The organism is Streptomyces sp. NPDC001020, from assembly GCF_053599115.1.
Genome location: NZ_JBSFLQ010000010.1, coordinates 143,967 through 170,126, shown reverse-complemented (window position 1 = coordinate 170,126; position 26,160 = coordinate 143,967). Strand labels below are relative to the sequence as shown.

General features: G+C 68.2%; 18 protein-coding genes. 15 read left to right on the top strand and 3 right to left on the bottom strand.

Translation table 11 applies throughout. The features are described 5' to 3' along the window. Window positions 1-227 precede the first annotated feature (227 nt). Window positions 228-3,542, bottom strand: coding sequence for a GH92 family glycosyl hydrolase (locus ACWDEX_RS12485; protein ID WP_450463223.1), 3,315 nt, complete (start codon window positions 3,540-3,542; stop codon window positions 228-230). Window positions 3,543-4,272: 730 nt separating this feature from the next. Here ACWDEX_RS12485 and ngcE point away from each other — a divergent pair. From ngcE to ACWDEX_RS12440, 9 genes are all read left to right on the top strand, one after another. Next, window positions 4,273-5,736, top strand: a complete 1,464-nt coding sequence (ngcE, locus tag ACWDEX_RS12480; RefSeq protein WP_450463222.1) for an N-acetylglucosamine/diacetylchitobiose ABC transporter substrate-binding protein — start codon at window positions 4,273-4,275, stop codon at window positions 5,734-5,736. Between the two features lie 76 nt (window positions 5,737-5,812). Further along, window positions 5,813-6,739, top strand: coding sequence for a carbohydrate ABC transporter permease (locus tag ACWDEX_RS12475; protein WP_450463221.1), 927 nt, complete (start codon window positions 5,813-5,815; stop codon window positions 6,737-6,739). Between the two features lie 2 nt (window positions 6,740-6,741). Beyond that, the gene (locus ACWDEX_RS12470) at window positions 6,742-7,665 is read left to right on the top strand and encodes a carbohydrate ABC transporter permease (protein ID WP_450463220.1); all 924 of its coding nucleotides are present in this window, start codon (window positions 6,742-6,744) and stop codon (window positions 7,663-7,665) included. Window positions 7,666-7,925: 260 nt separating this feature from the next. Then, window positions 7,926-9,155 (top strand): ROK family transcriptional regulator, encoded by a 1,230-nt coding sequence (locus ACWDEX_RS12465; RefSeq protein WP_450463219.1) that lies wholly within the window; start codon window positions 7,926-7,928, stop codon window positions 9,153-9,155. A gap of 102 nt (window positions 9,156-9,257) precedes the next feature. Beyond that, complete coding sequence (locus tag ACWDEX_RS12460; protein WP_450463283.1) at window positions 9,258-10,358, top strand: sugar ABC transporter substrate-binding protein; 1,101 nt, start codon at window positions 9,258-9,260, stop codon at window positions 10,356-10,358. A gap of 231 nt (window positions 10,359-10,589) precedes the next feature. Next, window positions 10,590-11,381, top strand: a complete 792-nt coding sequence (locus tag ACWDEX_RS12455) for an ATP-binding cassette domain-containing protein (RefSeq protein ID WP_450463218.1) — start codon at window positions 10,590-10,592, stop codon at window positions 11,379-11,381. Then, on the top strand, window positions 11,378-12,673 hold the full coding sequence (locus ACWDEX_RS12450; RefSeq protein ID WP_450463217.1) for a sugar ABC transporter permease: 1,296 nt from the start codon (window positions 11,378-11,380) through the stop codon (window positions 12,671-12,673). Before ACWDEX_RS12455 ends, ACWDEX_RS12450 begins: the two co-directional genes overlap by 4 nt. Before the next feature lie 232 nt (window positions 12,674-12,905). Beyond that, window positions 12,906-14,840 carry a 1-deoxy-D-xylulose-5-phosphate synthase gene (dxs, locus tag ACWDEX_RS12445; RefSeq protein WP_450463216.1) on the top strand — a complete coding sequence of 645 codons (1,935 nt, stop codon included), beginning with the start codon at window positions 12,906-12,908 and terminating at the stop codon, window positions 14,838-14,840. Window positions 14,841-14,984: 144 nt separating this feature from the next. Then, window positions 14,985-16,463 (top strand): amino acid permease, encoded by a 1,479-nt coding sequence (locus tag ACWDEX_RS12440; protein ID WP_450463215.1) that lies wholly within the window; start codon window positions 14,985-14,987, stop codon window positions 16,461-16,463. Between the two features lie 99 nt (window positions 16,464-16,562). Here the strand turns inward: ACWDEX_RS12440 and ACWDEX_RS12435 are convergent, their stop codons facing one another. Next, entirely contained in the window at window positions 16,563-16,976 is a 414-nt protein-coding gene (locus ACWDEX_RS12435; RefSeq protein ID WP_450463214.1) for an NTP pyrophosphohydrolase, read from the bottom strand. A gap of 4 nt (window positions 16,977-16,980) precedes the next feature. Next, window positions 16,981-17,958, bottom strand: a complete 978-nt coding sequence (locus ACWDEX_RS12430) for a hypothetical protein (protein WP_450463213.1) — start codon at window positions 17,956-17,958, stop codon at window positions 16,981-16,983. 20 nt (window positions 17,959-17,978) lie between these two features. Between ACWDEX_RS12430 and ACWDEX_RS12425 the strand changes: the two genes are divergently transcribed. The 6 genes from ACWDEX_RS12425 to ACWDEX_RS12400 all read left to right on the top strand — a co-directional run bounded on the left by ACWDEX_RS12425 (window position 17,979) and on the right by ACWDEX_RS12400 (window position 26,048). Then, window positions 17,979-19,190 (top strand): CapA family protein, encoded by a 1,212-nt coding sequence (locus ACWDEX_RS12425; RefSeq protein WP_450463212.1) that lies wholly within the window; start codon window positions 17,979-17,981, stop codon window positions 19,188-19,190. 275 nt (window positions 19,191-19,465) lie between these two features. Then, the gene (locus ACWDEX_RS12420; protein ID WP_450463282.1) at window positions 19,466-21,781 is read left to right on the top strand and encodes a HAMP domain-containing protein; all 2,316 of its coding nucleotides are present in this window, start codon (window positions 19,466-19,468) and stop codon (window positions 21,779-21,781) included. Between the two features lie 6 nt (window positions 21,782-21,787). After that, window positions 21,788-23,410 (top strand): poly-gamma-glutamate synthase PgsB, encoded by a 1,623-nt coding sequence (gene pgsB / locus ACWDEX_RS12415; RefSeq protein WP_450463211.1) that lies wholly within the window; start codon window positions 21,788-21,790, stop codon window positions 23,408-23,410. Beyond that, the gene (locus tag ACWDEX_RS12410; RefSeq protein ID WP_450463210.1) at window positions 23,407-23,889 is read left to right on the top strand and encodes a poly-gamma-glutamate biosynthesis protein PgsC/CapC; all 483 of its coding nucleotides are present in this window, start codon (window positions 23,407-23,409) and stop codon (window positions 23,887-23,889) included. The genes pgsB and ACWDEX_RS12410 overlap by 4 nt, the downstream gene beginning before the upstream one ends. A gap of 37 nt (window positions 23,890-23,926) precedes the next feature. Continuing rightward, the gene (locus tag ACWDEX_RS12405) at window positions 23,927-24,982 is read left to right on the top strand and encodes a C40 family peptidase (protein ID WP_450463209.1); all 1,056 of its coding nucleotides are present in this window, start codon (window positions 23,927-23,929) and stop codon (window positions 24,980-24,982) included. A gap of 52 nt (window positions 24,983-25,034) precedes the next feature. Next, the gene (locus tag ACWDEX_RS12400) at window positions 25,035-26,048 is read left to right on the top strand and encodes a hypothetical protein (RefSeq protein ID WP_450463208.1); all 1,014 of its coding nucleotides are present in this window, start codon (window positions 25,035-25,037) and stop codon (window positions 26,046-26,048) included. The last annotated feature ends 112 nt before the right edge of the window (window positions 26,049-26,160 follow it).

Sequence of the window (26,160 nt, the reverse complement as noted above, 5' to 3'; positions counted from 1 at the left end):
TCTCGCAGCCATCCGCACCGGAACCGTGCACAGCCCGCCCGCCCTCTCCCCGGTCGTTGCGTTCGTAAGGTGTAGATGACCACGAGAGCACTAGGGTTGCCCGTTGCGCGCCCCGGGACCGAGAACACCGCCCCCACGAGTGACGTCGAGTGGATTCAGGTGCCACTCCGAAGCGGAAGGGACGGGCCCAGGTGACCTCGGGCCCGCCCCCTTTGCCGTGAGCGGTGTCAGGCCAGTAGTTCCACCTCCGCCAGGGTCGCCTTCCGGTCCAGGACCAGGCGGTAGTGCGGGTACGAGGCGGGATGCGGGATCGAGAACGCCTTCGTCTGCCGGTCCCAGGTGAAGGGTTCGCCCTCCCGCCGGTCCAGCGTCGTCCAGTGCGTGCCGTCCTCGGAGGCCTCCAGCCTCCAGCCCGTCGGGGCCCGCGTGTGGTCGGCCGGGGAGGTCAGGGTGTACTGAACCGCCTTGGTGCGGCCCGCCACCGGCAGGTCCACGCTTGTCACGGTCGCCTCCGTCGCCGACGTGTTGTCGAAGAGCGCGCCCGCACCCGTGAGCACGTCCGTCCGCGGCGACGGCGCCCTGCCGTCCCGCGTGATCGAGACCGGTGCCGCGTTCTTCCCCGTGCCCCACGCCGACGGCCGCGGCCCCAGGTCGAAGTCCAGCACTCCGCCCCGCGCGATCAGCGCATGCGGCAGCGATGTCGAGTTCCACGCCTTGCCGTTGACCCTGAGACCCTGGACGTAGACGTTCCTCGCGTTGTTCTTCGGCGCGTTGACGACAAGGTCCTTGCCGTTCTCCAGGTGCACCGTCGCCATAGTGAACAGCGGCGATCCGATGGCGTACTCGCCGCTTCCCATCACCAGCGGGTAGAAGCCCAGCGCCGAGAACACGTACCAGGCCGACTGCTCGCCGTTGTCCTCGTCGCCGAGATAGCCCTGCCCGATCTCGCTGCCGGTGTACAGGCGGGAGAGGACCTCGCGAACGTATCCCTGCGCCTTCCACGGCTGCCCCGCCGCGTCGTACATGTAGATCACGTGGTGCGCCGGCTGGTTGGAGTGCGCGTACATGCCCATCCGGACGTCGCGCGCCTCCGTCATCTCGTGGATGACGCTTCCGTACGAGCCCACGAACTGCGGCGAGGCCGTCTCGGGTGTGGCGAAGTACCTGTCGAGCTTGTCCGCCAACTTGCCGCGGCCGCCGTACAGGTTCGCCAGACCCCGGCTGTCCTGCGGGACCATGAAGGCGAAGCCCCAGCCGTTCGTCTCCGTGTAGTCGCAACCCCACACACGCGGGTCGTACGCGGACGGCTTCAGTCGCCAGTCGCCCTGCGCGTCGCGGCCCTGGAAGAAGCCCACTCTCGGGTCGAAGAGACGGACGTAGTCCCGGGCGCGGTCGAGGAAGTACGCCGACTCCTCCTGGTAGCGCTTGTTGCCGGTCTTCTTGTACAGCGCCTGGCCCATCTTCGCGATGCCGTAGTCGTTGACGTAGCCCTCCATCGCCCACGACAGGCCCTCACCGGTACTGGTGCTGGTGTAGCCGAGGAACGGCGCGGTCACCATGCCCTTGCGGCCGACCCCGGACGAGGGCGGCGCGACCGTCGCGTTCTTCACCGCCGCGTCGTAGGCGGCCTGCGCGTCGAACTTCACGCCCTTGACGTAGGCGTCCGCGAACGCCACGTCCGAGGACGTACCGGTCATCAGGTCCGCGTACCCGGGGGAGGACCAGCGCGAGGTCCAGCCACCGTCCTTGTACTGCTGTACGAAGCCATCGACGAGTTGACCCGCTTGACGTGGTGTCAACAGTGAATATGCCGGCCAGGTGGTCCGGTAGGTATCCCAGAAACCGTTGTTGACGTACACCCTGCCGCCGACGATCTTCGCGCCGGTGCGGGTGGGCGTGTCCGAACCCGTCATGGGGGAGAAGGGGGACGCGTACCGGTAGGTCGAACCCACCTTCTCGGAGCCCGAATTCGGGTACAGGTACAGCCGGTAGAGCGACGAGTACAGCGTCGTCAGTCGATCCGTCGTCGCTCCCTCGACCTCGACCTTGCCCAGCAGTCTGTCCCAGGTTTTCCGCGCCTGTGCCTTCACCTCGTCGAACGACCTGCTGTCCGGGACCTCTTGGCGCAGATTGTCCTTCGCCTGGGCCACGCTGATGAGGGAGGTCGCGAGGCGGAGAGTCACCGTGTGGTCGGCGCCCGGCTTGAAACGCAGATACCCCTTCACTCCCGTGGCGGCTCCGTCCGTCACGGGTGCGTCGAACACACCGTAGACGAACAGCCGTGTCGCTCCCGTCGAGAGTGCGGACTTCACGTCAGAGAAGCCGGTGACGGTTCCGTTCGCCTTGTCGAGGGTCAGTCCGCCCTGTTCCGTCACGTTGTCGAAGAGCACGCTCGCGTTGTCGCCGGGGTAGGTGAACCGCAGCACCGCCGCGTGGTCCGTCGGCGTCATCTCCGCCTTGAGACCGTTCTCGAAGGTCACCCCGTAGTAGTACGGACGCGCGGTCTCCCTCTCGTGCCGGAACGCCAGCGCCCGCGCGGTACGGCCGGTGTCAGGCGTGCCGGACGCGGCTGACGGCATCACCTGGAACGTCTGCCGGTCACCCATCCACGGGCTCGGCTCATGGCTTGCGCTGAACGCCTGGATCGTGGGCAGATTGTCCGCGTTGTTGGCCCGCGCGTAGTCGTACAGCCAGCTCAGCGAGCCCGCGTTGGTCACCGGCGTCCAGAAGTTGAAGCCGTGCGGAAGGGCCGTCGCCGGGAAGCTGTTGCCGCGGGAGTAGGAGCCGCTGGAGTTGGTGCCGCGGGTCGTCAGCACGTAGTCGGACAGATGCGCCTTCGGCCTCTCCGGCGGCACGATCCTCAGTGCGATGTCGTCCAGCCAGCCCTGCGACCTGGCCGGTCCCTTGGGCGAGTCGTAGGCCACCAGGATCCGGTCGACGGTCTTCCCGGCCGCAACCGACCCGATCCGCGAGACCACGTTGTTCCACTGGTTGACGGACAGGACCTTCGCCGCGCCCTGGCCCTGCGGGCTCAGCGGGAAGCCGTGCTGGTCGAGCGCCCCGAGGCCGCTCAGACAGGTGCCGTCGGTGAAGGCCAGGTCGACGGAGACGTTCGTGGCGTCGTAGTCCCGGTCCCCGTCCGCCATGGACGGGAAGATCCGGTACGAGAGCTGGGTGTTCCGCTCGACGCCCACGTGCACATGAAAGATCTTGTTGTACGAGTACGCCCGGCCGCCCGCCGTGTGCGTGCCCGCGTACCGCAGTGCCCGCCTGCCCGTGAAGCCCGCACCCGCCTTGGCGGTGGGGGAGCCGCTGGGGCCGTGGTCCACCAGCGTACGCATGTCCTTGGCGTTCCCGCCGTCCACACCGGATGCCCGCTTCGAGCCGTCCGCCGCCGTGTCCACGGTGTTCAGCCAGGTCGGCGCGGCGTCACCGGGTTCGAACGAGGAGGCGAACTCCCGGTCCGTGGACGCCTCGTGGGCGGGCAGTGCCACCGCCGAGCCCTGCGCGGCCACCAGCAACGCGAAGGCGGCCGTGGCCACGACCGCCGTGGGGGCCCATCTGTGCCGATATCTGTGCCGCTCACGAGCGCCGCGTCTCCACGAACACCACTTGGCTGTCGCTGATGATCTGGGTGGCGGGAATTCATACCGAAGCTGCACAGCCGCGATCGTAGCCTCCGTAATGCACACGAACCCGGTCTTTGCGACGAAGCACCCACGCGGCGTACGCGACAACGGGACGCCGACGGCGGGAGAGGACTCCACGCGCACGGTGTCCGGGGACTGCTGAAGCGGCTTCAACGGCGAAACCGATCACGGGCTGAAGGTCTGGGCGCCGGATGCCCTCATGGGCCCCGGAAGGCGGGGAGCTCGCCACAGCACGGGTCAAGTGACCAGTGGTCTAGAGGCGTTGAGTGTGCCGTTCGAGCCCAATGCGGCGGATATCCCGTTCGGTGGGACGCGCGGGCATTCCGTGTTTCCGCGAGGTCTCAACTCGGAAAAGCACGGCGCCATCCTTGCGCTCGATCTTGCTCAGCTGGCGGGAAGTGGACTATACCTGTCGGCGTCCGGGCAGTCGTCACCAAACCGAACGACGGCCGCGGGCAGGCACGACCGGGGGGAATCGGGAGGCGGCGGACCGTTGCGGGTACGACCGGCTGTTGTGCCGTCCTACTGAATCCCCCATGCACCACCCGAGCTTCACCATCACCGCGGTGCCGGGGAGGATCCGGTTCACCGCCTGAGTCCTGGAGAAAGCGAGGACTTGAGCATGGGATCCACTTCCGGCGAGAGCAACGAGAGCACCACCTTCGGGGGCGTCGGCCGCCGCGACCTCATCAAGCGGTCCGCCGCGCTCGGCTTGATCTCCGTGCCCACGATGAGCTTCCTGTCCGCGTGTGCCAGCAGCGGGGGCGGCGACAGCGAGGACAAGCCCAAGGCGGGCAAGAAGACCGCGAAGAACCCGCTCGGCGTCAACGACACGACGCAGATGGAGTTCGTGCTGTTCGACGGCGGTTTCGGCAAGGAGTACGCCCAGGACGCGGTCAAGATCTACGAGAAGGCCTATCCCAAGGCGGAGGTCAAGTTCACCGCCACACAGAAGATCCAGTCCACCCTGCAGCCCCGCTTCAACCAGGGCAACCCGCCGGACCTCATCGACAACTCCGGCGCCGAGCAGATGGACATGGGCGTCCTCGTGGGCAAGAACCAGCTCGCCGACCTCACCCCGCTCCTCGACGCGCCGTCCGTCGACGACCCGAACAAGAAGGTCCGCGACACGCTCCGCCCGGGCATCGTCGAGATGGGCCAGTTCGACGGCAACCCCGTCTGGATCATGTACTACGCCTACACCGTGTACGGCGTCTTCTACTCGCAGAAGGCCCTGGACTCGCTCGACGAGAAGTACCCCGAGACCTGGGACGAGATGCTCAAGGTCTGCGAGAAGGCCAAGAAGAAGGGCATGGCCGGCTGGACCTACGCGGGCAAGTACCCGTACTACATCCCCTTCTCCCTGTACCCCATGATCGGCAAGGTCGGCGGCCGTGAGGTCCTCGACGCCATCGACAACCTGGAACCGAACGCCTGGAAGGACCCGGCGGTCAAGGCCTGCTTCGAGGCGTACTACGAGCTGTACAAGAAGGGATACATCCTCAAGGGCACCCCCGGTCTCGACCACATCCAGTCGCAGACCGCCTGGGCCAAGGGCAAGGCGCTGTTCATCCCGAACGGCAACTGGGTGGAGAACGAGTCCGCGAACGTCATCCCGGCCGACTTCAACCTCGCCGTCTCCGCGCCCTCGGGCCTCGACTCCTCCGACAAGCTGCCGTTCGGCACGATCTGGGCCTCCGGCGGCGAGCCCTTCGTCGTCCCGGCCAAGGCGAAGAACCCCGAGGGCGGCATGGAGCAGCTGCGCATCATGCTCAGCGAGGCGTCCTCGAAGAACTTCACCGCCAAGGTCAAGTCGCTGACGGCGCTCAACGGCGGCACCGAGGGCCTCGACCTCACCCCGGGCCTCAAGTCCGGCGTGGCCGCGCTGGAGAAGGCCGGAAGCAACGTCCTGAACCCGCGCATCCAGGACTGGTACGTGAAGCTCCAGAAGGAGCAGATCGGTGTGTCCGCCATCGGCGAGATGATGGCCGGACGTCTCACTCCGGCCGAGGCCATCAAGAAGATCCAGGGCTTCGCCGACGCGGCGGCCAAGGACACGTCGATCAAGCACTACAAGCACAAGTGAGGGTCCGTCACCAATGGCGCCGGCCGCCCGCGCGGCCGGCGCCGGGGGCCATGCAGCGAGATCGAGGTCGGTAGCAATGCAGCACGGCAAATACCGGTTCATCGTGGGGTTCCTGACGGTCCCCCTCGGGCTGTACGCGATCTTCGTCGTATGGCCCTTCATCCAGTCCATCTACTACACGTTCACGGACTGGACCGGGCTGAGCCCCGAATTCAAGATGGTGGGCTTCGACAACTACAAGAGGATGTTCGACGACGACATCTTCTGGAAGTCGCTGCAGCACAGCCTGCTGTTCGCGCTGCTGGTGCCGTTGGTGACGATCAGTCTGGCGCTGTTCCTCTCCTTCATGATCAATGTGGGCGGTCGGCGGCGGAAGGGCGGGCCGGCGATCTCCGGCGTGCGGGGCTCGTCCTTCTACAAGATCGTCTACTTCTTCCCACAGGTCCTCTCGATCGCCATCGTCGCGCTGCTGTTCGCCTTCGCGTACAACCCGGACAGCGGTGCGATCAACTCGCTGCTGCGCGGCATCGGTCTCGGCAGCGTCCAGCCGCTGTTCCTGGGCGACCCCAACCTCGCCCTGTGGTGCGTGATGGCGGTCCTCGTCTGGTCCACGGTCGGCTTCTTCGTGGTCCTCTTCTCCGCCGGCATGGCCTCCATCCCGGCGGACCTCTACGAGGCGGCTCTGCTCGACGGGGCGGGCCGCGCCACGACGTTCTTCCGGATCACCCTGCCGCTGCTGTGGGACACCGTGCAGTCCGGCTGGGTGTACATGGGCATCCTGGCCCTGGGCGCCGAGTCGTTCGCGGTCGTACAGATCATGACGACCGGTCCGGGTGGGCCCGACTACTCGACCACCGTCCTGGTGCTGTACGTCTACCAGAAGGCCTTCCGTGACGGTCAGGCCGCCTACGCAACCACGATCGGTGTCGCCCTGCTCGTCGTGACGCTGCTCTTCGCGGCGATCGTGATGCGGCTGGGCCGGCGCGAGCGGCTGGAGTTCTGAGCATGAAGACAACCAAGACCCCCGCCCCGATCCCGGCCGAGCCCGGCGCCACCGTGACCAAGACCGGCGCCGGGGCCGACGGGCCTGTGCGACGCAAGAAGGACGGCGCCGTCCTCAACGTCTTCTCGCACGGCATGCTCGTCCTGTGGGCGTTCATGGTGGTCATGCCGCTGCTGTGGGCGGTGATGACCTCCTTCAAGGACGACAACTCGATCTTCAGCTCGCCCTGGGCGCTGCCGGACAAGCTGCACTTCGACAACTGGGCGCGGGCGTGGACCGACGCCAACATGAGCGACTACTTTTTCAACACCGTCCTGGTGGTGGGTGGTTCGCTCATCGGCACGCTGGTACTCGGCTCGATGGCCGCGTACGTCCTGGCGCGCTTCGACTTCCCGGGCAACCGGTTCATCTACTACCTGTTCATTGCCGGCATGAGCTTCCCGATCATGCTCGCGTTGGTCCCGCTGTTCTACGTCGTGAACAACATGGGCCTGCTGAACACGATCCACGGTCTGATCCTGGTCTACATCGCCTACTCGCTGCCCTTCACGGTCTTCTTCCTGACCGCGTTCTTCCGCACGCTGCCGACATCGGTGGCCGAGGCCGCTTTCGTGGACGGGGCCTCCCACACCCGCACGTTCTTCCAGATCATGCTCCCGATGGCGAAGCCGGGACTGATCAGCGTGGGGATCTTCAACTTCCTGGGCCAGTGGAACCAGTACATGCTCCCGACCGTCCTGAACACCGATCCCGACAAACACGTCCTCACCCAGGGCCTGGTCCAACTCGCCGCCAGCCAGGGCTACAAGGGCGACTGGTCCGGCCTCTTCGCGGGCCTGGTGATGGCGATGCTGCCGGTGCTGGCGGCGTACATCATCTTCCAGCGGCACGTGGTGCAGGGGCTGACCGCGGGGGCCCTGAAGTAGCCGCCTGGGTTTCACCCGAAGCAGCCGTACGGGCCCGAACGACCTGACGCGCCGACGCCCTCCCGTGAACCGGGGGTGGCGTCGGCGCGTCCGTATGTCTGCCCATCCGTTCCCCCTCGATTTCCGTCAAGGACTTGACTGCGGTAACCCGTTCGGCGGACTTTGGAGTTCACAACTTGTACGTGACCCGGGTTCCGCTGCCGTGACCCGGGCCACACGGGCGGCATCGTGGCCGTCGGGCTGAGGGAGTGGATGAGTCGATGGAGACTCCGGGGTCGCAGTCGTCGCTGCACCGAGCAAATCTCGAGCGCGTCGTCCGTGCGGTGCGCCTTGCCGGGTCGCTCACGCAGGCCGAGATCGCGAGGACGACGGGTCTGTCCGCGGCGACGGTCTCCAATATCGTGCGGGAACTCAAGGACGGCGGAACCGTCGAGGTCACGCCCACGTCGGCGGGCGGTCGCAGGGCTCGCAGCGTCTCGCTCAGCGGAGACGCCGGCATTGTCATCGGCGTCGACTTCGGGCATACCCATCTGCGTGTCGCGGTCGGAAACCTCGCCCATCAGGTGCTCGCCGAGGAGTCGGAGCCGCTGGATGTGGACGCTTCCGCCGCGCAGGGCTTCGACCGGGCGGAAGAGCTGGTCAACAGGCTGATCGAGGCGACCGGGGTGGACCGGTCCAAGGTCGCGGGCGTGGGTCTGGGCGTGCCCGGTCCCATCGACGTCGAGTCGGGCACGCTCGGCTCCACCGCCATCCTGCCGGGCTGGGCCGGCACCAGACCCGCCGAGGAGCTGCACAGACGGCTCGGCGTGCCGGCGTACGTGGACAACGACGCGAACCTCGGCGCCCTCGGAGAACTGGTCTGGGGCAGCGGCCGGGGGGTCAAGGACCTGGCGTACATCAAGGTCTCGAGCGGTGTCGGTGCCGGACTGGTGATCGACGGGAAGATCTACCGCGGCCCCGGGGGGACCGCTGGGGAGATCGGTCACATCACCCTTGACGAATCAGGTCCCGTCTGCCGCTGCGGCAACCGCGGCTGCCTGGAGACGTTCACGGCGGCCGGGTATGTCCTGCCGCTGCTTCAGCCCAGCCACGGCACCGATCTGACCATGGAGGGCATGGTCAAGCTGGCACGGGACGGTGATCCGGGGTGCCGTCGGGTGATCGCCGACGTGGGCCGCCACATCGGTAGCGGAGTGGCCAATCTCTGCAACCTGCTGAACCCCACCCGAGTGGTGCTGGGCGGGGATCTCGCCGAGGCGAAGGAACTGGTGCTCGGGCCCATCAGGGAGTCGGTCGGGCGGTATGCGATCCCCAGCGCCGCACGCCACCTGACGGTGCTGCCGGGTGCACTGGGAGGCCGTGCCGAGGTGCTCGGCGCGCTCGCGCTCGCCCTCAGCGAGATGGGTGATTCAACCCTTTTGGATGGCACGCTGTCCGCTGGGCCCGTGCCTTCACTTAGAGAACGGATGGCATCGTTGCCATCTCGTTAAGGATTTACTTCTTGACGTCGCACGTATGGCCGACTTGACTTCCAGTCACCTCGGCCGCAACGTCGCGGCCTCGTCAGGGAGGTTTCTGAAGTGAACACGCGTATGCGTCGTGCCGCCGTTGCCGTTGCCGTTGGCGCGATGGCCGTCTCGCTGGCTGCCTGTGGCAGCGCCAAGGAGTCGGGCGGCAGCTCTTCTTCGTCGTCGAGTGCGAAGAAGGGTGACGCGATCAAGGTCGGTCTGCTCCTGCCGGAGAACAAGACCGCCCGGTACGAGAAGTTCGACAAGCCCCTGATCGAGAAGAAGATCAAGGAGCTGACGGGCGACAAGGCCACGCTGGCGTACAGCAACGCCCGACAGGACGCGAACCTGCAGGCCCAGCAGGTCGACACCATGATCACCGACAAGGTGGACGTCCTGATCATCGACGCCGTCGACTCCAAGGCGATCGCGAACTCGATCAAGAAGGCCGACGACGCCGGCATCCCCGTGGTCGCGTACGACCGTCTGGCCGAGGGCCCGATCAAGGCCTACACCTCGTTCGACAACACCGAGGTCGGCAAGACGCAGGGCGCGGCCCTGCTGAAGGCCCTTGGCGGCAACGTCAAGAAGGGCAAGATCGTCATGATGAACGGCTCGCCGACCGACCCGAACGCCGCTCAGTTCAAGAAGGGCGCCCACTCCGTTCTCGACGGCATCGTCAAGATCGGCCGCGAGTACGACACCAAGGAGTGGTCGCCGGACAACGCCAACGCCAACATGGAGGCGGCGATCTCGGCGATCGGCAAGAAGAACATCGTCGGTGTCTACTCCGCCAACGACGGCATGGCCGGCGGTATCATCACCGCCCTCAAGGCCGCGGGCATCTCCGACGTCCCGGTCACCGGTCAGGACGCCGAACTCGCGGGTGTGCAGCGCATCGTCTCCGGCGAGCAGTTCATGAGCGTCTACAAGTCGTACCCGCAGGAGGCGGACGTCGCCGCGCAGATGGCCGTCCTCCTCGCCAAGGGCAAGTCGCTCGACACGATCGCCAAGGACAAGGTCGACAGCTCGACCGTCAAGCAGGTGCCCTCCGTCCTGGTCCCGGTCATCGCGCTGGTCAAGGACAACATCAAGGACACGGTCATCAAGGACGGCATCTACACCGCCGCCGACATCTGCACCGGGCAGTACAAGAAGGACTGCGACAAGATCGGTCTGAAGTAACCGGCCCGAGCCCCTTTCCCCCTATGGGACTTCGCCCTTTGAATGCCCGTACGGGACCGGTGCCCCGGCAGACGACGCTCGCCCCGTCGAACGCCGCCTGCCGGGGCACCGCACCGAAGCTCCTCCGGCGCCCCGTGTTCACCAGCCCCGCAAGCTCGTCGCGTGGCGCCGGAGGGGAGCACTTCCTCCATACTTCTGCACAACCTTCCGCCGGGTCAGGCGGCGAAGGAGATGGTTCACGTGTCCGCTACGCCCGTGCTGGCGTTGCGCGGGGTCTCCAAGCGGTTCGGTGCCGTTCAGGCGCTCACCGACGTAGAGCTTGAGGTCCACGCCGGTGAGGTGGTCGCCCTGGTCGGCGACAACGGCGCCGGAAAGTCCACGCTGGTCAAGACGATCGCCGGCGTGCACCCCATCGATGAGGGCGCCATCGAATGGGAAGGCAAGCCCGTCCAGATCAGCAAGCCGAACGACGCCCAGAACCTCGGCATCGCGACGGTCTACCAGGACCTCGCGCTGTGCGACAACATCGACGTCGTCGGCAATCTCTTCCTCGGCCGCGAGATCAAGAGGCGCGGCATTCTCGACGAGGTCGAGATGGAGCGGCGAGCGCGCGAACTGCTCACCACCCTGTCGATCCGGATCCCGAGCGTGCGCATCCCGATCGCCTCGCTCTCCGGCGGCCAGCGCCAGACCGTGGCCATCGCCCGTTCGATGCTCGGCGAGCCCAAACTGGTCATCCTCGACGAGCCCACCGCGGCGCTCGGCGTCGAGCAGACCGCCCAGGTCCTGGACCTGATCGAACGGCTGCGCGAGCGCGGCCACGCGGTGATCCTCATCAGCCACAACATGGCCGATGTGAAAGCCGTGGCGGACAAGGTCGCGGTGCTGCGCCTCGGCCGCAACAACGGCGTCTTCGAGGTGAAGACCACCTCGCAGGAGGAGATCATCTCCGCCATCACCGGCGCCACCGACAACGCTGTGACCCGCCGTGCGGCGCGCACGAACGGGGAGGTTTCCAAGTGAGTATCGACAAGACCTCCGAGACCGCGAAGGGCGCGCCCGCCGTCGAGAACCCCGAGGCCGCCGCAGCCGCGGTGACCGCGGTCGACCCCCGTCTCCTCGTGCGCGAGCAGGGACTCGCGGGCTACGTGGGGGAGTTCAAGCGGAAGATGCGCGCGGGTGAGCTGGGCTCGCTGCCCGTCATCGTGGGCCTGATCGCCATCTGCGTGATCTTCCAGAGCCTCAACTCGGCCTTCCTGTCCGCGGAGAACCTCAGCAACATCACGATCACGATGGTCGGCACGGGCATGATCTCGGTCGGCATCGTCTTCGTTCTGCTGCTCGGTGAAATCGACCTGTCGGTCGGTTCGGTCAGCGGCGCGGCCAGCGCCCTCTCGGCCGTCTTCGCCGTCAACCAGGGCTGGCCCGAGTGGCTCGCGGTGCTCGCGGCCGTCGCGGCGGGCGCGGCGATCGGCGCGGCCCACGGCTTCTTCTTCGCGGTGCTCGGCGCTCCCGCCTTCGCCGTGACACTGGCCGGCCTGCTCTTCTGGCTGGGCTTCATGCTCCAGGTGCTGGGCGCCAACGGAACCATCAACCTCAAGAGCGACGGCCTCATCGGCCAGCTGACCACGTACTTCTTCTCCGATGTGGCAGCCGCCTACGGTCTGGCCGCGGTCGTGGTCGTGGTGTTCTTCGCCACCTCGTACCTGGGCGCGCGCCGCCGTGAGGCCGCGGGGGTCCCGTCCCGCCCGCTCAGCGAGACCGCCCTGCGCACGGCCCTGCTGGCCGTCATCTCCTTCGCCGCGGCCTACATGTACAACCAGTACAAGGGCCTGCCGCTGGCCACGGTGATCTTCCTGGCCGTCCTGGTGCTCACCGACTTCGTGCTGCGTCGCACGGCGTACGGCCGCAAGGTCTTCGCGCTCGGCGGCAGTGTCGAGGCGTCGCGTCGCGCCGGTATCAACGTCACGGCCATACGGATCTCGGTCTTCGCGATCTCCGGGTTGTTCGCGGCCATCGGCGGACTGTTCCTGGCCTCCAAGATCGCCGCGGCCAACCAGAGCGCCGGTACCGGTGACCTGCTGATGAACGCGATCGCCGCGGCTGTCATCGGCGGTACGAGCCTCTTCGGCGGGCGTGGGCGTACGTGGAACGCGCTGCTGGGCGTGATGGTGATCGTTTCGATCCAGTACGGCCTCCAGCTGGAGTCCATCGCCGAGCCGGTGAAGTACATGATCACCGCGGGTGTGCTGCTCACCACCGTGGTGATCGACTCGATCACCCGCAAGACCCAGAAGACCGCGGGTCGGGCGTGAGCCACACGCCCTGGGGTCTTTCGTCCGGACCCGGTTCGATCCGGACGAGAGGCCTCGGCGGCGCGGGCCTGCCCCGTTGACCTGTGCTCGGTACCCATCGCGGTGCCGGGCACAGTCATGTGCGGCCGAACGTGTGGCGTGGAATGCGAGGCCCGCCCGTGATCCGCGCAGGCGGAACATTAGACTCAGCCCGGCGAATAGCTCGACACAGCTCTACTTCAAGGAGGCACAGGTGCCGCTGCTGACCCGCATCGGGGGACCGCGCGATCTGGACCGGCTCAGCCTGGAGGAGCTGGACCAGCTTGCAGAAGAGATCCGGACCTTCCTCATCACCGAGGTCTCCAAGACGGGCGGCCACCTCGGCCCCAACCTCGGTGTGGTGGAGCTGACCATCGCCCTGCACCGGGTCTTCCACTCGCCGAAGGACAAGGTGCTGTGGGACACCGGCCACCAGTCCTACGTGCACAAGCTGCTTACCGGCCGTCAGGACTTCTCCAAGCTGAAGATGAAGGGCGGCCTGTCCGGCTACCCCTCGCAGGCCGAGTCCGAGCACGACATCATCGAGAACAGCCACGCCTCCACTGTGCTGGGCTGGGCCGACGGCATCGCCAAGGCCAACCAGCTGCTCGGGCGGGACAGCGATGTCGCCGCGGTCATCGGCGACGGCGCGCTGACCGGCGGCATGGCCTGGGAGGCGCTGAACAACATCGCTGATGCCAAGGACCGCCCGCTGGTCATCGTCGTCAACGACAACGAGCGGTCGTATTCCCCCACGATCGGTGGTCTCGCCAACCACCTGGCCACCCTGCGCACCACCGACGGCTACGAGAAGTTCCTCGCCCGCACCAGGGAGGTGCTGGAGCGCACGCCCGTCGTCGGCAGGCCGCTCTACGAGACGCTGCACGGCGCCAAGAAGGGCCTGAAGGACTTCATCGCCCCGCAGGGCATGTTCGAGGACCTGGGCCTGAAGTACGTCGGCCCGATCGACGGCCACGACATCGAGGCCCTGGAGTCCGCGCTGGCCCGCGCCAAGCGGTTCCGTGGCCCGGTCATTGTGCACTGCCTCACCGAGAAGGGCCGCGGCTACCAGCCCGCTCTCCAGGACGAGGCCGACCGCTTCCACGCCGTCGGCGTCATCCACCCCGACACCGGTCTGCCCATCAAGGCCGCAGCCGCCAGCTGGACCACCGTTTTCGGCGACGAGATGGTCAAGCTCGGCCGCGAGCGCGAGGACATCGTCGCCATCACCGCGGCGATGCTCCACCCGGTGGGCCTGAAGAAGTTCGCGGACGCGTTCCCGAACCGCACCTACGACGTCGGCATCGCCGAGCAGCACGGGGCGGTCTCCGCGGCCGGCCTCGCCACGGGCGGACTGCATCCCGTCTTCGCGGTGTACGCGACCTTCCTCAACCGCGCCTTCGACCAGGTACTCATGGATGTCGCCCTGCACAAGTGCGGTGTGACCTTCGTCCTCGACCGGGCCGGTGTCACCGGTGACGACGGCGCCTCCCACAACGGTATGTGGGACATGTCGATGCTCCAGGTGGTACCGGGTCTCAGGATCGCCGCCCCGCGTGACGCCGAGCAGTTGCGCGCCCAGCTGCGCGAGGCCGTCGACGTCGACGACGCGCCGACCGTACTGCGCTACTCCAAGGGCGTCGTCGGCCCGGCGGTCCCCGCGGTCGGCACGGTCGGCGGCATGGACGTGCTGCGCAAGGCCGACGCCCCCGTACCGGACGTCCTGCTGGTCTCCGTCGGCGCGCTCGCGCCCATGTGCCTGGAGATCGCCGACCTGCTGAACAAGCAGGGCATCTCCACCACCGTCGTCGACCCGCGCTGGGTCAAGCCCGTCGACGAGGCCCTCGCCCCGCTCGCCGAGCGGCACCGTGTGGTCGTCACCGTGGAGGACAACTCGCGCGTCGGCGGCGTCGGTTCGGCGATCGCGCAGGCTCTGCGCGACGCGGGCGTCGATGTGCCGCTGCGTGACTTCGGTATCCCGCCGCGCTTCCTCGACCACGCCTCGCGCAAGGAGGTCATGGCGGAGATCGGCCTGACCGCGCCGGACATCGCCCGCCAGGTCACCGGGCTGGTCGCCAAGCTCGACGGAGGGTTCCACCGTACGGGTGCCGCACAGACGGTGGACTCGGTCGAGCCCGCGCGCGACTGACCGATCGCAGGCCTGCTGGGCCGGTTTCGCCATCCTTTATGGTGGCGAAACCGGCCCATTTGCGTGAATCGGCCCACCCCAGGGCATATGCACTGAAGCTCTCTCTCGATCATGTCGGGGACGACGAGCGTGGGAGGTAAGCCCGTGAACAGTGCCCTCTTCCGGACGAAGAACGTCGAGCAGTCGATCCAGGACACCGAGGAACCCGAGCACGCGCTCAAGAAGACCCTGTCCGCCCTGGATCTGACGGTGTTCGGCGTCGGTGTCATCATCGGCACCGGCATCTTCGTGCTGACCGGCAAGGTGGCCAAGGAGAACGCGGGCCCCGCTGTCTCCCTGGCCTTCGTCGTGGCCGGTGTCGTCTGCGCGCTGGCCGCGTTGTGCTACGCGGAGTTCGCCTCGACGGTCCCGGTCGCGGGTTCTGCGTACACGTTCTCGTACGCCACGCTGGGCGAGCTGCCCGCCTGGATCATCGGCTGGGACCTGGTCCTGGAGTTCGCGCTGGGCACGGCGGTGGTGGCGGTCGGCTGGTCCGGGTACGTCCGCTCGCTGCTGGACAACGTGGGCTGGCATCTGCCCGCGTCGCTGAGCAGTCGGGAGGGGGCGCACGGGTTCGGCTTCGACGTCCTTGCCGCCGCGCTCGTCCTGGCGCTCACCGTCATCCTCGTCGTCGGCGTGAAGCTGTCGGCCCGGGTCACCCAGTTCGTCGTCGCGATCAAGGTGGCCGTGGTACTGATCGTGATCATCGCCGGCGCCCTCTTCGTCAGCGCCGCCAACTACAGGCCGTTCATCCCGAAGCCGCAGCCGGTGGCGGCGGGCGGCTCTCTCAAGGCACCGCTGATCCAGCTGATGTTCGGCTGGGCGCCGTCCAACTTCGGGGTGATGGGCATCTTCACCGCCGCGTCCGTCGTCTTCTTCGCCTTCATCGGCTTCGACATCGTGGCTACGGCGGCCGAGGAGACCAGGAATCCGCAGCGGGACATGCCGCGCGGCATCCTGGGCTCACTTTTCATCTGCACCGCGCTGTATGTGGGAGTTTCGATCGTCGTCACGGGAATGCAGCACTACAGCGATCTCTCCGTGGACGCCCCGCTGGCCGACGCGTTCAAAGGCGTCGGGCACCCGTGGTACGCGGGCGTGATCAGCTTCGGCGCCGCCGTCGGCCTGATGAGTGTCTGCATGATCCTGCTGCTCGGCCAGACCCGGGTCTTCTTCGCGATGAGCCGCGACGGACTGCTGCCGCGCTTCTTCTCCCGTGTCCATCCGCGGTTCAGGACCCCGCACCGGCCGACCATCCTGCTCGGCGCGGTCATCGCCGTCGTCGCGGGCTTCACCAGCCTCAGCGAACTCGCCGAGCTGGTCAACATCGGCACGCTCTTCGCCTTCATCGTGGTCGCGATCGCCGTGGTGATCCTTCGTAACACCCGGCCCGATCTGCACCGCGCCTTCCGGACCCCGTTCGTTCCCTTGGTGCCGATCCTGTCGGTGTGCGCGTCGATGTGGCTGATGCTGAACCTGCCCGCCGAGACCTGGCTCCGCTTCGCGATCTGGCTGGTCATCGGCTTCTTCGTCTACGTCCTCTACGGCCGCTCGCACAGCCGCCTGAGCGGTCGCGAGAATTAGCCCAGACACAGGCGGCGTTCGTGTGTGCCCTGTGCGCGCTGTGGCCAGGTGTGGGCCTGTGGCCGTGCAGAGGAAGGGGACCGTATCGGCCTTCAGCCCTCAGCCGAGTACCGTCCGCGGCCCGGCCACCTCCGCACCCAACTCCGCGACTCTGCGGCGCAGTTCCCGGTCCGCCGTGATGACCAGACAGGGGCGGCCCCTGGCGTCGGCGGCCAGCTCGACGATGCGGTCGTCTCCGCTGCCGGGCGCCTCGTCGACGCGCACGCCGGGCACGGACGCCACACCCCGGGCCGCGCCCTCGATGACGAGGACGACCTCCAGCGGTTCTGGGTGTTCCGGCAGTCCGGACTCCGCGTAGGGCGCCAGCCGGTCCCGCAGACGCTCGGCGGCGGCCCGTCGGTCGCGCCACCAGCCGTCCGGCACGGAGCCGACGACGTTCGCTCCGTCGACGACGAGCAGTGTCGAGGTCGCTGACGTGCCCCCGCCCTTGGGTGTGCCTTCGGTTTCGGACATGCCCTCAGCCTGACACGGAGCGGTCGGCCCAGCGCCGGGTGACCTCGGCGACGGCGGACGCCGCGCGTTCGGCGGCGGGCCCGTCCGAGCGCAGGGCGGGCGCGAACTCCACATGCAGGAACGGTACGTGCTCGTCCTGCGCGGCACGCCCCTGCAGGTTCGTCAGGCCCTCCAGTGGGCATGAGCGCGCCCAAGCTCGGCAGACATGGAAATCGCGATCGCGCAGGGAGTCGGCCAGGTGGCGGGCCTCCGACTTGCCCCGCGATCCGGAGGACGTCGAGGCGATCACATCGAAGCCGGGGGCCGAGGACGAAGCGAACCCGTGAACCTGGATTCCGGGCATGTTGCGGCGGGCCAGTTCCGCGCAGACGGCATGGAATACCGTGTTCCGGCGGTGGGCGACATCGGCGGAATTGCCCTTTCCGGCATTGCGATGTGCTCCGGCGATGACGAGAACGCCCCCCGGGGAGCCGCGCAGGACACGTACGCCCAACTGCTCGGTGCCCTGGTCGGCGACCGGATGCGGGACCTGGACCGACCACCGCGGACGGCTGTCGAGGTCGACGTACACCCGCCCCCAGCCGCGTGGCGTCACGGCGGCCTCCGTGCGGTCGGCCACCTCGGCGTAGCGGTGCCCGGAGACCCGGTCGACGACGGTGCGCAGGGTGAAGTCCAGTTGGGAAAGGTGCTGCTCCGCCTGTGCGCGGTGGCCGTCGAGGAGCAGCCCGACCGCCTCTGCGACACCGGTGCGGTCGGCCCGTGTCGGCGGCTGGTAGCCACTGTCAGGGCCGAACCGGCTCGTGTAGGCGGCGACCTCGCGTGCCAGGTCCACGCCGTCGGTCTGACCGTCGTGGGTACGGCCACCGATGGCTGTTCCGTCGTCGTGGGACGTCCGGAGTACGGCCGTCAGGGCGGCTGCGAGACCTGTGATGGCCAGCACAATTATTGCGATCGTTATGATCCACGGGCGGTTTGCTCTCATGGTTGTACCAAGATATCCCGGTGACCAGACGTCGTAGCCACACCGTGCTGACCTTGTTGACCCCGCTCGCCCTCACCGCCTCCGTCGCGGGGTGCGGCCTCCTCGGCAACGACACCGACGCGAAGGGCGACGGACGCACCTTCACCGTCGCCGCCGCGGGGGACATCCTGATGCACCCCCAGCTCATCGACCAGGCGCGCAAGGATGCCGAGCGGACGGGCAAGGGCGTGGCCGGCCTGGACTTCGGGCCCATGATGGCGGGTATCAAGCCGGTGATCAGCAAGGCGGACCTGGCGATCTGCCACATGGAGCCGGTGCTCGGCAAGCCGAAGGGTCCCTTCGAGAGCTACCCGAACTTCCTCGTGCCGCCGCAGGTCGCCACGACGATCAAGGACATCGGCTACGACACCTGCTCCACCGCCTCCAACCACGCGCTCGACCACGGGTACGAGGGAGTCAAGCGCACCCTGGACACCCTGGACGCCGCCGGCGTGAAGCACACGGGTTCGTTCCGTACGGAGCGGGACTCACTCACTCCGCTCGTCATGGACGTCAAAGGCGTCAAAGTCGCGCAGATCTCCTTCGCCTTCGGGTTCAACGCCCACGAACTGCCCGCGGACAAGCCGTGGCTGGCCAACCTGACCGACCTCGGACGGATCAAGGCCGCCGAGCAGCGTGCTCGAAAGGCCGGCGCCGAGGTCGTCATCCTGTCGCTCCACTGGGGGCGCGAGCACCACCCGAACCCCTCGACCCCGCAGCTCAAGTTCGCCCGGGAGCTCGCCCGGAAGACCGGGATCGACCTGGTCATCGGCCATCACGCGCATGTGGTGCAGCCGATGGAGAAGGTCGACGGCACCTGGATCGCCTACGGGCTCGGTAACCAGGTCGCCCGGCACGACGTGCCCACGGGTCTCACCGAGGAGGGCGTGATCGGCTGGTTCACGTTCACCGAACACAACGGGAAGTGGGAGGTCGAGCCCCGCTACGAGCCGACCCTCGTGGAGATTCCGCCGGACCCGGAGAGTGCCGACGACGGCAGTACGGTCGCGGCGAGTGCGGACGACGTCAAGGAGTACCGCCTGCTCGACGTCGCGGCCGCGCTCCGCGACGACGACCTGACCGACCGGCAGCGGGCCCGGCTGCGGCTCGCCTTCCAGCGCACGGAGGGGACCATGCTGAACCGCGGAGCGGCCAAGGATGGCCTGAAAGCGCTGACCCCACTGCCCGAGTGAGCGTACGAGGCGTGATGAGGTGCGCAGTCTTGCCAGTTATTGATCGCGCAAAACCAGATGTTGCCTGAATCACACTTATCTCATTACAACCTCTTACCGGTTTAACAAGTCTCATGGTTCCGGGTGCGCCCGAAGCGATCGGCGCATCCGGCACGCCTGTGCCGCAATCGCACCTGCTTCCCCGTGCGGAGTCCCACCTCCGCACAGCTTGAGAGGACCGTTCCTTGGCGTCTCCGCCCCCGACGCGGCAGCACAGAGCCCGCCGCCGCGCCGACATGTCGCTGCTCGGAGGCATCCGCCCGCCGATCGCGGTCCTGTCGGTGCTCCTGCTGTCGCTGGCCGGCGTCACCGCTCTCGTCCTGGGAAGGGTCGACGACAGCGGAGTGCCCAAGGCGGTGCAGATCTCCCAGCAGCACTTCGCCGAGGACGGCGCTATCGCCATGCGCGCCTCCATCGACGAGTCCGTCACCGACCTCACCCGCTCCGCCACGCTGTTCAGCGCGGGGAAGCCGGTCTCGGCCGACACGGTGCTCGACAAGCTCGGCAACACCTACCAGAAGTGGATGGGCACCGCCGTCATCGAGATCCGGTCCGGCAAGCTGCTCGGCGCGCGCGGCGAGACCGTGCCGCTGACCTCGCTGGACCTCTCCACTCTCGGCGACGAGGGTGGCCTCGACCCGCGGATGGTCCGGTTGAAGAACGGCGAGGTCCGACTGCTGTCCTTCGCGCTGCTGTCCTGGCCCGGTGAGCCACAGCAACTGCTGGTGGCCTCCAACGCGCTGAAGTTCCCGGGCATCAGCCTCGGCCAGTTCCGCTCCATCGCCGTCGTCGACCAGGAGGGCGCGATCCTCAGCAGCGATGGCATACCCGAACCCGAGCAGGTGCTGACCGAGCTGCAGCGCAAGGAGGTCGACGCCTCCCGCAAGCAGCTGAAGAACTTCGCCGAGCGCGCCACCCGCGAGGCGGAGCAGGACCCGCGCAGCAGCAAGGAACCCGGCTCCGGCGGCTACCGGGGCGTCAGTGGCAGCCTGCTCGGCGGAAGTTTCCTGAGCGACCGCTCCGTCGCCGGGTACGCCACGCTGACCGGTCCCGAACCCGGAGAGGCCACCACCGCCTCCGGGCTCGGTCTCACCGTCGTCGCGATGGTGAAGGTCGCCGAGGACCCCACCCGGACCATCTCGCCGGTCTTCGGCCTGATCGCGGGCGGCGCACTGCTCGGCATCGGAGGCCTCGCCGTCGCCGTACTGCTCGGTACCGTCCAGCGCCCCCTGCTCCGCCTCTTCCTGGAGTCCCGCCGGCTCTCCCGCTCGGACGTGACCCGCCCCGTCACCGTCCCCGGCTACGGCGAGGCACACCGCATCGGCACCGCGCTGGAGCGGCTGCGGCGTCAGCTGCTGGGCGAACCCGCCGAGGCCACCGGCCCCGCCGCGCGCCCGCGCGGGCTGCGCCGGTTCGGCAGCCGGGCACTGCTCGTCGTCTGTGTCGCCCTGCTGCTCGTCTGGTGCGTACCGCTGCTGCTGCTCCTCAACCGCGCCGACGGCACGGCCGTCGTCCCGCAGCAGATCGTCAACGACCAGCGGGAGCGCACCGACACACTCACCGACCGGGTACGCCGGGCGCTCAACGAGGGCGACGCCGACCTGGAGTCCGTGGCGAGCCTGATCGGCGACCGCACCGAGCCCGCCGCCATGACCAAGGTGCTGCAGAACACCATGAACCAGCACCAGCGCTATCGCTCGCTGTACGTGGTCGACGCCTCCGGCAACGTGGTGGCCCGTTCCGGGGACAGTCCTCGCGCGGCCGGCCCCAAGCCCGCCACCGCCGCCCCGATCCGGCTGCTGGGTCAGGGAGGCAAGGAACCCATCGTCGTCGCCACCGCCGGCATCCCGGGCCGCGACGACTCCGCGGTGGTCGGTGAGTTCCGCATCGACTTCCTCAACTCCCTGCTCAACCGGCCCGGCCTGGGCGTGGTGCGCCTGGTCGACGACAAGAGCCGGGTCATCGCCGGGAACACGGGCTTCCTCGCCTTCCAGGGGCTGCCCGACGACCGCTTGAAGGACCTGGTCGCCGCCACCAGCCAGAAGGTCGGCAAGTCCGCCCACGCCGGCGGTGTGCTCTACCGGAAGAACGGCGTACAGATCGCCGCCGCCGCGCCCTTCGTGGGCGGTGGCCCCGCCAAGCCGCTCGGCTGGACCGTGGTCAGCTGGCAGCCGGCCAACCGGCTCGCGATCCCCGAGTACGACATGCAGAACAGGACCGTGCTCGCCGGACTGCTGGGTGCCGCCGCTGCCGCCGCCTGCCTGGGCTGGCTGCACATCGTGGTGGTCCGGCCGCTGCGCTACCTCGCCGACCAGGCGGAGGCACTGGCCGACGGCGACCGCAAGACGGTGCTGTTCCCACGCCACCACGACGAGGTCGGAGCGGTCACCCGCTCGCTGGAACTCATCCGCCAGCAGCTCCAGGACCAGCGCAAGCAACAACCTCGCCGGACCCCGCCCACGGCGGGTCCCCCCGTGCCGGGCTCGACCGGGGCGCCGTACGGGCCGCACGACCCTCACGGCCCGCAGGGCCAGCAGTACGTAAGGAACTGATCACCTGTGCTCTTCCTCTACACCGTGCTGCTGGTGTGCTGCGCGATCCTGCTCGTGGCGGGCGTCGTGGAGCAGCGGCGGCACTTCGTCAACCTCGACAACATCCCCACCCGGGTCCTGGTCAACGGCATCCGCGGCAAGTCGTCCATCACCCGGCTGTGCGCGGGCGCGCTGCGCGGCGGCGACCTCGTCACCGTCGCCAAGACGACGGGCACTGCGGCCCGGTTCATCCACCCCGATGCCACCGAGGAGCCCGTCTACCGCAAGTTCGGCATCGCCAACGTGGTCGAGCAGATCGGCATCGTGCGCCGCGCGGCCGCGTACAACCCGGACGCGCTCGTCATGGAGTGCATGGCGGTGATGCCGGCCCTGCAGGAGATCAACCAGTCCAAGCTGATTCGCTCCACGATCGGTGTGCTGTGCAACGTCCGTGAGGACCACCTCGCCGAGATGGGCCCCACCCTGGACGATGTGGCGCGCTCGCTGAGCCGGTCCATGCCGGAGGGCGGGATCTGCGTCACCGCCGAGAAGGAACGTTTCCACATCCTCCAGGAGGAGGCGGACTCCCGGGACTGCAAACTGATCTACGCCGATCCCGAGACGGTCACCGACGAGGAGCTGCGCGGCTTCAGCTGGTTCACCTTCAAGGAGAACGTCGCCATCGCGCTCACCGTCGCCGAACTGCTCGGCGTCGACCGCAAGACGGCCCTCCAGGGCATGTACGACGCCCCGCCGGACCCCGGTGTGCTGTCCGTCGAGCGCTACCAGACCCCCGAGAACAAGAAGCTGCGCTTCGCCAACGTCTTCGCGGCCAACGACCCCGAGTCGACGCTGATGAACATCAACCAGCTCCTCGACCTCGGCGCGATCCACCGTCCGCTGAACGTGGTCATCAACTGCCGTCCCGACCGCGTCGAGCGCAACGGCCAGATGGGCGAGATCATCCCCGACCTCGACCCCGAGCACGTCTTCGTGATCGGTCACCCGGCCAAGTCCGCCATCGACGCGATCCCCGCCGAGTTCCGCTCGCGCGCCGTCGACCTGGGCGGAGACCGGCGGGACCCGGAGGAGTTCATGTCCCGGATGCTCGGCATGCTCGGGCCGGACTCCTCGCTCGTCGCCATCGGCAACATCCACGGCCAGGGCGAGGTGCTTCTGGAGCACCTCGCCGAGCTCCCGGCGGACGAAACCCCCGACGAGCCCGCGGCCACCCCGCCCAGCCGCACGGAAGCGGCGCCCTCCATGCCCGAACACATCGAGACGATGCAGCTCTACGCGCCCCGCATCGACCCCTACCAGGGCTACCCGCAGGCGTACGAGGAGCGGTACGGCCACCAGTACCACGCCCCGCAGATCCCGGTGCAGCGCGATGCCGCGTACCCGCACCCGAACCAGTACCCGAACCCCGGTCAGCAGCAAGCCGCCCCTGCCGGGCACACCGCGCCCACGCCGCGCCCCCAGCAGCCCCAGACCATGGCGGCGGGCGCCCACCCGGGCGAACCGTACGGTGCCGTGCCCCAGGCGCGACCCGACGAGGCCCAGCCGCGCGGCCTGTTCGAACCCCGCGTACGACCCGTTCCCCCCACCGACGACCCGCAGCAGTGGCACAGCCCAGGAGAGCCCCGTTGATCCCCTCCGTCCTCACCCCCGAGATCGCAGCGATCGGCATCGGCCTGGGCCTGATGTTCTCGCTGATGTGCTACCTGACGACCAATCTGTCGCCGGGCGGCATGATCACGCCGGGCTGGCTCGCGCTCACCCTGATCGAGGATCTGCAGCGTGCCGCGCTGGTGGTCGGGGTGACCGTACTGACCTACGTGACCACGCTGGTACTGCAGCGGTTCGTGATCCTCTACGGCAAGCGGCTGTTCGCGGCGGTGGTGCTCACCGGCGTGCTCATCCAGGCCACCGTGATCATCGTGCTGCAGATGGAGTTCCCGCTGCTGTACGCCAACCAGACACTCGGCTTCATCGTTCCGGGCCTGATCGGCTACCAGCTGGTGCGCCAGCCCAAGGGCGCGACGCTGCTGTCCACCGGATCGGTGACGCTGGCCACCTATGTGGTCCTCACCGCCGGCATCCTCCTCGGCGCTCTCCCGTCCGCCTGAGCCCGCCCGAACGAACGCGAACCTGGAGTCCCTCACCATGCCGAAGCGTAAAGGCCGCCCCATCGTCCATGCGGCGACGGTGATGGCGCTGCTCGCGGGCAGCGCCTACTTCACCTACGAACTGCGCCAGGACGAGCAGGCGAAAGCCCCGGCCGTGCAGGCCGTCACCGACGGTACGAAGGGCAAGGGCAAGGCCGCCACCGGCAAAGAGACCTGGGAGAGGCTGAACAACCCGGCACGCTCGGTGCTCCGCGATGCGAGCGGCGCGGTCGTCGCCACCTTCACCGACGGCGCCCGCACCGCCACCCTCAAGGGTCCCTCGCGGACCTTCAGCGAACCCTCCAACACGACCTCCCGGGTGGTCACCGACGACTGGGTCCGCCTCATGCCCGAACCCTGGACCAAGGGATCCGAGAAGGAACAGTGGTTCAAGGACTGGTTCAAGACGAGCCTTGGCAGCGAGGAGGACGACATCTTCGCGCTGGCCTTCCAGTACGTCGAGGGCGCGCCGATCAAGAAGGACTCCGAGGGCACTCCGTACGCGGGCGACGCGGTTTTCGGCCCGTTCAAGGAGGACGGTGTCGACCGCCTGGAGCAGAACGACTTCTACGACTACCTCGGCAAGCCGTACACCTTCCGCAACGGCACCACGATGCAACCGCGCGCGGAGCGCTACCGGGCGCTGGACTGCTCCGGTTTCATGCGCATGGTCTGGGGCTATCGCGCACGCTTCCCGCTGATGGCCACCAACGCGCTCGGCGACGGTCTGCCCCGTAGCGCGGACGGCATGGCCCGCTCGAAGACCGGCGTCGACATCATCAAGCTCCAGGGCCCTTCCCCCTGGTATGTCCGGCCGGCCAACATCGACGTCCTTCAGCCGGGCGACCTGCTGTTCTTCAAGATGGACCACCGCACCGGCAACCACATCGACCATGTCGCCCTCTACCTGGGCCTGGACACCGACGGCCACCGCGTCTTCATATCCAGCCGCAAGGAGGTCAACGGGCCGACGATGGGCGACAAGGGAGGCGCCTCCCGCATCGACGGCAACGGCTTCTACGCGAAGCTCTTCCGGAGCGCGAAGCGGCTCTGAGCGGGGCACAGGGCGGTCCGTGACGGCGGACCGCCCCGCTTAAAGTGAAACCGTGAACGGCGACTGGCTCATACGCGGCCGTGAGGGCCGACTCGTTGTCTATCTTCCGTCGGACGACGCCGTCCTGTGCCGGGCGGAGCACCGGCCCGGCGGTTCCTGGGACGGGCCGCGCAAGGTGGGCGGCGACCAGAAGGTGTACCCCTGGCACGCGGTCGGCCAGGGCGTCGACGGATACGCCCATGTCGTCGCCTGGCGCCCCACGGTCCGGGGGGAGTCCGGCCTCGTGCACTCCACGCACTTCCGGCCCCAGTTGGCCGCCCTCGACTGGATCCCGATCGGCCACCCGAACAAGAAGGGCGAGCGGACCGGCCCCCCGGCGGTGGCCGTGGACGCCGAGGGACGCGCCCATGTCTTCGTGCGCAACAAGGGCGGCGGCGTCAGCATGGTCGCCCAGAAGGAGCGCGGCGGCTGGGGCCCCTGGCACGATCTGAAAGGCCGGGGCACGCATGAGGAACTCACCGCTGTGACGGGGGGTTCGGGCCGTGTCGAGTTGTACACCAGTTCGGCGGACGGCATCCGGCACTGGCGCCAGGAGGAACCGGGCGCGGCCCTGGTCCCCGACGAACTGTTGGACGTGCGGGTCCGGGCTGACACGCTGAGCGCCCTGGTCACCTCCAAGGAGCACACCACGCTGTTCTTCGCGGACGCCGAAGGCATGCTGTGTGCCTGGCGTCCGGGCGGCGATCCCGTCCCGCTGCTCGCAGCCGCGGGTCCCGGGCCGGTCGCCGCCGTCCGCTGTGTCGTCGAAGGCGTCGACTGCACGCTGGTCGCCCAGCGTTCCGCCGCCGGCCGGGTCGTCTTCGCGGCCTGTCCCACCGAACAGGAGTCGGCGGGCCTGTGGTGGACCGAGTCGGGTCCGCACCTGCCGACGGGCGCGCGGGTGGCGGTGGCGGAGGACGCCGAGGGACGTGTGGTGGCGGCGTCCCTGACCGAGGACGGCGAACTGCGTCTGGCCCGCCGGAAGGACGAGCCGGGGCTCGCGCTGGCGGCCTGGCAGACGGTCTGACCGCGCCACAGCGCATCACCGAGGCGCTCCGCCCGGCTCACGGGCACCGCAGAACCCTGTTCACGGGCAACGCGAAAGGGGTGGGCCGCACGGACTTCGCCGTGCGGCCCAC